The following is a 9,213-nucleotide window of genomic DNA, read 5'->3' as shown; positions in this document are numbered from 1 at the left end:
GGGTGTTCCCCCCTACATCAGCCCGCCCGCTTACCCCCCCTGGTGCGGCGCCGCCTTCGCCTGTTTCCACCCGGGCCGCCTCGTGCACCCGGCCGGTCAGGGCGCTTCCCCCACCGTCCCCGCGATTCCCCACCGTGCCCCACCACATGCCCGGTCCCGCCGTATTACCCGCCGGTACCTGCGAAGTTTGCTGAACGTTGTCGGAAGCGGGGGTTGCCGACCCGCGCGGGTTGTCCGAACACGCGATAACCGCGAATCTCGGTGATAGCTGGGGTGACCTGCGGAATTGTGTTGGCGGGGAGCAGGATCACCCAGGGTTTCGATTGAAAGTGGGGGAAAGTGGGGTAATGTGGGTCGCGCACTACAGGAGAGGCCGTTACGGCGAGGTGATCCAGTAGGGAGGTGGCCGAGTGTTTCTCGGTACCTACACCCCCCGATTGGACGACAAAGGGCGACTGACGTTGCCCGCGAAGTTTCGAGACGAACTGGCGGGAGGGTTGATGGTCACGAAGGGTCAAGACCACAGCCTCGCCGTGTATCCGAAAGACGAGTTCACCGCGCTCGCGCGGCGGGCCGCGGCGGCGTCTCGAAGCAACCCGCAGGCAAGGGCTTTCGTTCGAGCACTGGCCGCGGGCACCGACGAGCAACGTCCGGACGCACAGGGCCGGATCACGCTGTCGCCGGACCATCGGCGCTACGCCAATCTCGGAAAAGATTGCGTGGTCATCGGTTCGGTCGACTTCCTCGAGATATGGGACAAGCAAGCGTGGGAGTCCTACCTCGACGAGCACGAGGAGGACTACGCGCAAGCCAGAGACGAGTCGCTGGGCGGAATCTTCTAGCCCGGAGCACGCGAGTGCTGCGAGGCCTCTGCCCGGGCGCGGACCCTGACGTACTTCCCCGACGCCAGGTGCCGCGCCTCGGTCAGAGACCTCGACGCATTCGCGAACCGCAAATCTCATTCGAAAAGCACTGTGTGGCATGACGACTCGTCTGCGACGCGAGGCAGTTATCCCGGGAGGTCGAGGTGAACCATGACACCGAGAACCCCCGTCATGTGCCGGTCCTGCTCGAGCGCGCCGACGATCTGCTCGGCCCCGCGCTGAGCGAGCCGGGCGCGGTCTACCTCGACGCGACCCTCGGCCTCGGCGGGCACGCCGAACATTTCCTGCGCACCTATCCGGACGCGCACCTGGTCGGACTCGACCGCGACACCACCGCGCTGAAACTGGCCGGCGAGCGGCTCGCGCCCTACGCCGACCGGATCACCCTGGTGCACACCCGCTACGACGGCATCGCGGCGGCGCTGGCCGAGGCCGGACTGGACGAAATCGGTTCCGTCTCAGCGATTCTCATGGACCTCGGGGTGTCCTCGATGCAGCTGGACGAGGCCGACCGCGGCTTCGCCTACTCGGTGGACGCGCCGCTGGACATGCGGATGGATCCGACCACCGGACCCACCGCCGCCGATGTCCTCAACACCTACAGCCACGGCGATCTGGCCCGGGTTCTCAAGACCTACGGCGACGAACGGTTCGCGGGCAAGATCGCCTCGGAAGTGTTGCGCCGCCGCGCCGTCCGTCCGTTCAGTACCAGCGCCGAGCTGGTCGAGCTGCTCTACGACACCATCCCGGCCGCGGCGCGGCGCACCGGCGGGCATCCCGCCAAGCGCACGTTCCAGGCGCTGCGGGTGGAGGTCAACGGCGAGCTCGATTCGCTGCGCGCCGCGCTGCCCGCCGCGCTCGACGCGCTGCGCGTCGGCGGGCGGATCTGCGTCATGTCGTACCAGTCGCTCGAGGACCGGCTGGTCAAGCAGGAGTTCGCGCCCCGGATCGTGTCCCGGTCACCGATGGACCTGCCGGTCGAATTGCCCGGCATGGGACCGGAATTCCGGATGCTCACCCGGGGCGCGGAGAAAGCCACGGAGTCCGAGATCGAGGTCAACCCGCGATCGGCGCCGGTGCGGATGCGCGCCGCGGAACGGATCGCGGAGAGATCAGGGAGGACACAGGAGGGGACACGATGAGCGTGCGGACGAGCACCGTCGCCGTGCCGGGGCGTACCGCCCGTCGCGTCGAGGCGGCCGAACGAGTCAAATCCGGTGCCGCGCAGCGGGCCTACGCGCGCAAGCGCACCAGAGCCCAGTTGCTCGACGGCATCGAACTGCCGGAACGGGCCTCGACGATGGCCGGACGGATCCCGTTCGTCACCGCCATCATCGGACTGCTCGGTTGCGGCCTGGCCCTGACCCTGCTGCTGACCACTCGCGCGGCCGAGGACAGCTACCAGCTCGGTGACGCCCGCGCGGTCAACCGCGGGCTCGCCGACGAGCGCGCCGCGCTGCAGCGCGAGGTGGCCGCCGCCGATTCCGCGCCCGAATTGGCTGCCCGCGCACGCGAACTCGGCATGATCCCGGCCAAGGACCCGGCCCGGTTGGTGATCGGGCCGGACGGCGAGATCACCGTCGTCGGCACGCCGTCGCCTGCGCAGGGCGCGCCCGCGCCACCGCTGAACGGCCCGCCGACCACCACCCCGAACCCCGCGCCGAACGCGCAGGCGCTGGGTGAGCGAGTGGTTCCGGTCCAGCCGGGCGCCGCCGCCCCGAGCCGCGCCGCGACCAACAGCGTCCCGGCCCCCGCACCTGCGGTAGCCCCACAAACCACCGCCCCGCAGACCCCCGCCTCCGCTGAGGTTCCGGTCGAGAACCGAGCGCCGGAGGCACAGACGCCCGTCGTCCCGGTCGAGGGCCAGGCGCCCGTGCAGGGGCAGGCTCCCGTTGCCCCGGTGCCGAGTCAGGCTCCGGTCCCCACGCCGACGCTGGTTCCCGACCGCGCGGACGTCGCCGTCGCCCCCGAGGGCCTCGGCGTCCCGCCGGCCCCGGTCGACACGCCGTCGCCCACACCGGGAGTCGCGGCCGCACCGCCGTCCCCGCGTCCCGTCGCGCCGGGTGAGGCGCCGCAGATCGTCGAAACGGAGGGCGGCGCCCGATGAGGCAGAGCGGGTCCGCGTCGCCGCGGCGGCGTGGGCCGGCGTCGTCCAGGCGTCGCTCCGGTTCGCTCTCGCCGGACCGCCCGATCCGGTTGCGGCTGGGTATCGGCCGGGTCACCCTGCTGGCCACGCTCGCCGTGGTCGCCTTGCAGCTGCTCTACATCCAGAGTCTGGCCGCGCCCGCGCTCTCGGCGCAGGCCGCCTCGCAGCGCACACACAAGGAGACCCAGGCGGCCGTGCGCGGTCCCATCACCGACCGGCACGGCAACCGGCTCGCCTTCACCATCACCGCCAAAGCGCTGACCTTCCAGCCGGTCCGGGTGCGCCAGCAGCTGGCCGACGCGAAGAAGACCAAACCCAAGGCGCCGGATCCGGATCAGCGGTTGATCGATATCGCGAAGTTCATCCACGACAAGCTCGGTGACGGCGGCCCCGAGGAAGCGGAGCTGCTCGACAAGCTGCGCAGCGACAAGCCCTTCCACTATCTGGCCCGCAATGTCGATCCGCGCATCGCCGCCGAGATCACCACCGAGTTCCCCGAGGTCGGCGCCGAACGCCAGGATCTGCGCGAATACCCCGGTGGCGCACTGGCGGCCAATGTGGTCGGCGCGACCGGCTGGGACGGGCACGGCCAGATCGGCCTGGAATCCGCACTGGATTCGGTGCTGGCGGGCACCGACGGATCGCGCACCTACGACCGGGGTTCCGACGGCGCGGTGATCCCGGGCAGCCACCGCGATCAGCAGCCGCCGGTGAACGGCTACGGCATCGAACTGACCCTCGACGAGGACCTGCAGTACTACGTGCAGCAGCAGGTGCAGCAGGCCAAACAGCTCTCCGGCGCCGCGTCGGCCTCGGCGGTGGTGCTCGACGCCAAGACCGGCCAGGTGCTCGCGATGGCCAACGACAACACGTTCAATCCCGCACTGGGACCCCAGCACTGGGCCTCGGCGAACATGAGCAACCCCTCGGTCTCCGAACCTTTCGAACCCGGTTCGGTGAACAAGATCGTCACCGCGGCCGCGGCCATCGAGTACGGGGTCACCACCCCCGACGAGGTGCTGCAGGTGCCCGGTTCGATCCGGATGGCCGGGGTCACCGTCAACGACGCCTGGCAGCACGATGTCGCGCCCTACACCACGACCGGGGTGTTCGGGAAGTCCTCCAATGTGGGCACGCTCATGCTCGCCCAGCGGGTCGGCGAGGACCGCTTCGCCGACATGCTCGACCGGTTCGGCCTGGGCAAGCGCACCGGCATCGGCCTGCCGGGTGAGAGCCCCGGTCTGGTGCCCGCGCGCGACCAGTGGTCCGGCGGCACCTTCGCGAATCTGCCCATCGGACAGGGCCTGTCGATGACGACACTGCAGATGACCGGCATGTACCAGGCCATCGCCAACGACGGGCTGCGCATCCCGCCGCGCATCGTCAAGGCCAGGATCGCCCCCGACGGCACCCGCACCGAGGAACTGCAGCCCGACGGTGTGCGGGTGGTGAGCCCGGAGACCGCCGAGACCTTGCGCACGATGTTCCAGGCGACCGTGCAGAAGGACCCGATGGGTGTGCAGATGGGCACCGGCGGGCCGGCCGCGATCGAGGGATACCAGGTGGCGGGCAAGACCGGTACCGCGCAGAAGGTCGACCCCAGTTGCCGGTGCTATTCGACCTCGTCGTTCTACATCACCTTCGCCGGGATGGCGCCCGCCGACAACCCCCGGTACGTGATCGGCATGATGCTCGACGCGCCGGTGCGCAGCTCCGACGGCAGTGGCGGCGGATCGGCCGCGCCGCTGTTCCACAACATCGCCTCCTGGGCCCTGCAGCGCGACCGGGTGCCGCCGTCGCCGGAACCGAAGCGGCTCGTCCTGGAGGCGGAGCTCTAACTCCTCGACTTGCCCAACCCGCGTTGTCCGTCCGACTCCGCGCGTCGGTACCCTGACTGCTCGTCTCGACCACGCGCCCGATCACTCTCAGAGAGGAGCCTTGTGCCCGCGCAGTCCAGCCCGCACGCGCTCCGGCCGACCACCCCGCCGTCGACGTCGCTGCAGGCCTTGCTGGACCTCTCCGGCGCCTCGGTCACCGCCCCGGTGACCGCCGAGGTGACCGTCACCGGTATCGAGCAACGATCGAACGCGGTCCGCCCCGGCGACCTGTTCGCCGCGCTGCCCGGCGCCAACGCCCACGGTGCCCGTTTCGCCGCCGACGCGATCGCGCGCGGCGCGGTCGCGGTGTTCACCGACGCGGCGGGCGCCGACCTGATCGGCGAGGTCGCCGTCCCCGTGCTCGTGCGCGCACAGCCGCGCGCGGTCCTCGGTGAACTCTCGGCCGAGATCTACGGCCACCCGAGCGACAAGTTGCGCATCGTCGGTATCACCGGCACTTCGGGCAAGACCACCACGTCCTATCTGGTCGAGGCCGGGCTGGCCGCGGCCGGGCTGGCCACCGGGCTGATCGGCACCATCGAGACCCGCATCGGCGGGCAGCGGGTGCCCAGCGCGCTCACCACGCCCGAGGCGCCCCAGCTGCACGCGATGTTCGCCGCGATGGTCGAGCAGGGCGTGCAGGCGGTCGTGATGGAGGTGTCCAGCCACGCGCTGGCGCTGGGCCGGGTCGACGGTGTGCGGTTCGCGGTCGGCGCGTTCACCAACCTGTCCCAGGACCACCTCGATTTCCACGCCGACTTCGAGGACTACTTCGCCGCCAAGCGCAAACTGTTCGACGCGGATTCGCCGGTCGCCGCGCGCACCGCGGTGATCTGCGTCGACGACCAGTGGGGCCGTCGCCTGGCCACCGAGCTGACCGCGCCGATCACGGTCTCGACCCGCGGTGCGGCCGCCTGGCGGGTCGCCGGCGAGGTGACGGCCACCGGCGGCGAGCAGGAGTTCACCGCCGCCGGCCCCGACGGCGAGCTGACGGTGCGGCTGCGGCTACCCGGCCGCTACAACGTCGCCAACGCGCTGCTGGCCGTGGCGACCTGCGCCGCGGCCGGGGTCGACCCCGCCGTGGCCGCTCCCGCGCTGGCCGCGGTGGACGTGCCGGGCCGGATGCAGCGGGTGGACCGCGGTCAGGATTTCCTCGCCGTCGTCGACTACGCGCACAAGCCCGCCGCCGTCGAATCCGTGGTCGCCACGTTGCGCGGTCATCTCACCGAGGCCGGTCGCGGCAGGCTGGCCGTCGTCGTCGGCGCCGGTGGCGACCGGGACGCGGCCAAGCGCCCGCTGATGGGTGCGGCGGCCGCGCGCGAGGCCGACCTGGTGATCGTCACCGACGACAATCCGCGCACCGAGGATCCGGCCGCCATCCGCGCCGCCGTGATCGCGGGCGCGCACGAACTCCCGGCCGGCGAGCGCGGCGAGATCCGCGAGATCGGCGACCGGGCGGCGGCCATCGCGGCCGCGGTCGCCTGGGCCTGCCCGGGTGACGTGGTGCTCGTCGCGGGCAAGGGCCACGAGGCGGGGCAGGAGATCCAGGGCGTCAAGCACCCGTTCGACGACCGTGACGTGGTCGCCGCGGCGCTGGAATCGCTACCGCCACAACACAGTCCACACTCCGACTCGGAGGACTTGACGGTTTCATGATCGAGATGACACTGCGGGAGATCGCGCAGATCGTCGGCGGCGAGCTGCACGACGTCGCCGACCCCGAGGCACTGGTGACCGGGTCGGTCGAATTCGATTCGCGCCGCGCCGGTCCCGGCGATCTGTTCCTCGCGCTGCCGGGCGCCAACGCCGACGGTCACGACTACGCGGCGCGCGCCGTGGCCCAGGGCGCGGTCGCGGTGCTGGCGGCCCGCCCGGTCGGCGTGCCCGCGATCGTCGTCGCGCCCGATCCGGGTGCGGTCCCGGCGACCTCGGTCGCGCTGAGCCACGACGACAGCGCCGGCTCCGGGGCGGCCGTGCTGGCCGCGCTGGCGGAGCTGGCGCGGGTCAGTACCGAGCGGCTGGCCGAGCGCACCGGGCTCACCGTCGTCGGGGTCACCGGGTCCTCCGGCAAGACCTCGACCAAGGACCTGCTGGCCGCGGTGCTGACGCCGCTGGGATCGGTCGTCGCCCCGCCCGGCTCGTTCAACAGCGAACTCGGCCACCCGTGGACGGCGTTGCGCGCCGGTCTGGACACCCGGTTCCTCGCCCTGGAACTGTCGGCCCGTGGTGTCGGCCATATCGCCGCCGCGGCGCGGATCACGCCGCCGCGCATCGGCGTCGTGCTCAATGTCGGCACCGCGCATCTCGGTGAGTTCGGCAGCCGCGAGGCCATCGCCGTCGCCAAGGGCGAGCTGGTCGAGGCACTGCCCGCCGAGGGCCTGGCCGTGCTCAACGCCGACGACCCGCACGTGTCGGCCATGGCCGCGCGCACGAAGGCGCGCGTGGTCAAGGTCGGCCTGTCCGGTGACGCCGACATCCGCGCCACCGACGTGCGCACCGACGACCAGGCCAGGGCCAGTTTCACCCTGCACGCGGGGGGCGAGTCGGTGCCGGTGGAGCTGGCCGTGCACGGCGAACACCAGGTCGGCAACGCGCTGGCCGCGGCCGCCGTCGCACTGGAGTGCGGCGCCGACCTGGCCACCGTCGCCCACGCGCTGGGCGGGGCCACCGCGGCCTCGGCGCGCCGGATGGACGTGCGCACCACGCCCGACGGGATCACCGTCGTCAACGACTCCTACAACGCCAATCCCGACTCGGTGCGGGCCGCGCTCAAGGCGCTGGTCACCCTCGCCAAGGCCGGTGAGCAGCCGCGGCGCAGCTGGGCGGTGCTCGGTGAGATGGGCGAGCTCGGCGACGACTCGGTGATCGAACACGACGCGATCGGACGCCTGGCGGTACGCCTGGATGTCGACCGGTTGATCGTGGTCGGCACCGGACGACCCTCCCGGGGCATGCACCAGGGTGCGGTGATGGAAGGCTCATGGGGCGAGGAGTCGGTCCTCGTTCCCGATATCGACGCGGCGATCGCGCTGCTCGACGACGAGATCGCCGCAGGCGATGTGGTACTGGTCAAGGCGTCGAAAGCGGTCGGTCTGTGGGCCGTCGCCGAGCACCTGACCAGGGCAGGGGAAGGTAGTACGCAGGCATGAAAACAGCGGCCATCGGCGGCACGCCGCAACCGGGCGTCAGTGAGGCGCGCGCGTGAGGCAGATTCTGTTCGCGGCGGGAATCGCCCTGGCGGTGTCGATCCTGTTGACGCCGTTGCTGATCCGGGTGTTCGCCCGGCAGGGCTTCGGCCAGGAGATCCGGGTCGACGGCCCGGCCAGTCACCAGGCCAAGCGCGGCACCCCGACGATGGGTGGCGTCGCCATCCTCATCGGCATGTGGGCCGGGTACCTCGGCTCGCACCTGATCGGCATCGGCTACGACGCCGAGGGGCCGACGGCCTCGGGCATGCTCGTGCTCGGGCTCACCACCGCGCTGGGTGTGGTCGGTTTCCTCGACGACTTCATCAAGCTGCGTAAACAGCGCAACCTGGGACTCTCGGCGGCCGGCAAGTACATCGGCCAGATCAGCGCCGCGGTCATCTTCGCGGTGCTGGTGCTGCAGTTCCGCGCACCCAACGGGCTGACACCGGGCAGCAAGCACATCTCCTATGTGCGGGACTGGTCGACGGTCTCGATGGGCGCGCTGGTGTTCGTCATCATGGTCTGCCTGCTCGTGGTGGCCTGGTCCAACGCGGTCAACCTCACCGACGGCCTGGACGGCCTGGCCGCCGGTTCGATGAGCCTGGTGCTCGGCGCCTACGTGATCATCACCTTCTGGCAGTACCGCAACGCCTGCGCCACCAGCCCCGAGGCGGGCTGCTACAACGTGCGTGACCCGCTGGACCTCGCGCTGGTCTGCGCGGCGGCCGCGGCGGCCTGCATCGGTTTCCTGTGGTGGAATGCGGCCCCGGCCAAGATCTTCATGGGCGACACCGGCTCGCTCGCGCTGGGCGGTCTGCTGGCCGGGCTGTCCATCACCACCCGCACCGAGCTGCTGATGGTCGTCATCGGCGCGCTGTTCGTCGCCGAGGCGGCGTCGGTGGTGCTGCAGGTCGTGGTCTTCCGGACCACCCGCAACCGGCTGTTCAAGATGGCGCCGTTCCACCACCACTTCGAATTGAGCAAGTGGGCCGAGACTACGGTGATCATCAGGTTCTGGATCCTGGCCGGCATCGCCGCCGCCGTGGGTCTGGGCCTGTTCTACAGCGAATATCTGTCACAGGTCGGGTGAGCACGGACATGGTCGAACACTCTCCCCG

At 71.0% G+C, this 9,213-nt stretch carries 7 protein-coding genes; all 7 read left to right on the top strand.

Features of this window, described 5'->3' with window-relative positions; genetic code table 11:
* Window positions 1–410: 410 nt before the first annotated feature.
* Window positions 411–842, top strand: coding sequence for a division/cell wall cluster transcriptional repressor MraZ (gene mraZ, locus ACFXK0_RS27460; RefSeq protein ID WP_336086006.1), 432 nt, complete (start codon window positions 411–413; stop codon window positions 840–842).
* A 185-nt stretch (window positions 843–1,027) separates the two neighbouring features.
* Window positions 1,028–2,026 (top strand): 16S rRNA (cytosine(1402)-N(4))-methyltransferase RsmH, encoded by a 999-nt coding sequence (rsmH, locus tag ACFXK0_RS27455; protein ID WP_379413870.1) that lies wholly within the window; start codon window positions 1,028–1,030, stop codon window positions 2,024–2,026.
* On the top strand, window positions 2,023–2,991 hold the full coding sequence (locus tag ACFXK0_RS27450; RefSeq protein WP_379413869.1) for a hypothetical protein: 969 nt from the start codon (window positions 2,023–2,025) through the stop codon (window positions 2,989–2,991). The genes rsmH and ACFXK0_RS27450 overlap by 4 nt, the downstream gene beginning before the upstream one ends.
* A complete protein-coding gene (locus ACFXK0_RS27445; protein ID WP_379413868.1) occupies window positions 2,988–4,868 on the top strand; it encodes a peptidoglycan D,D-transpeptidase FtsI family protein in 1,881 nt (626 codons plus the stop codon). The genes ACFXK0_RS27450 and ACFXK0_RS27445 overlap by 4 nt, the downstream gene beginning before the upstream one ends.
* A gap of 102 nt (window positions 4,869–4,970) precedes the next feature.
* The gene (locus tag ACFXK0_RS27440; RefSeq protein WP_379413867.1) at window positions 4,971–6,563 is read left to right on the top strand and encodes a UDP-N-acetylmuramoyl-L-alanyl-D-glutamate--2,6-diaminopimelate ligase; all 1,593 of its coding nucleotides are present in this window, start codon (window positions 4,971–4,973) and stop codon (window positions 6,561–6,563) included.
* Entirely contained in the window at window positions 6,560–8,056 is a 1,497-nt protein-coding gene (gene murF / locus ACFXK0_RS27435) for a UDP-N-acetylmuramoyl-tripeptide--D-alanyl-D-alanine ligase (protein ID WP_379413866.1), read from the top strand. The genes ACFXK0_RS27440 and murF overlap by 4 nt, the downstream gene beginning before the upstream one ends.
* Before the next feature lie 52 nt (window positions 8,057–8,108).
* On the top strand, window positions 8,109–9,185 hold the full coding sequence (mraY, locus tag ACFXK0_RS27430; protein WP_379413865.1) for a phospho-N-acetylmuramoyl-pentapeptide-transferase: 1,077 nt from the start codon (window positions 8,109–8,111) through the stop codon (window positions 9,183–9,185).
* Window positions 9,186–9,213: the final 28 nt, after the last annotated feature.

Source organism: Nocardia sp. NPDC059177, assembly GCF_042755165.1.
Classification (GTDB): Bacteria; Actinomycetota; Actinomycetes; order Mycobacteriales; family Mycobacteriaceae; genus Nocardia.
The sequence above is the reverse complement of the archived record's forward strand: the minus strand, read 5'-3'. Positions and strand labels throughout refer to the sequence as shown.

Coding starts and splice junctions, on each gene's coding strand:
- ACFXK0_RS27450 (WP_379413869.1), top strand. CDS start 2,023: ATGAGCGTGCGGACGAGCACCGTCGCCGTGCCGGGGCGTACCGCCCGT.
- ACFXK0_RS27445 (WP_379413868.1), top strand. CDS start 2,988: ATGAGGCAGAGCGGGTCCGCGTCGCCGCGGCGGCGTGGGCCGGCGTCG.
- murF (WP_379413866.1), top strand. CDS start 6,560: ATGATCGAGATGACACTGCGGGAGATCGCGCAGATCGTCGGCGGCGAG.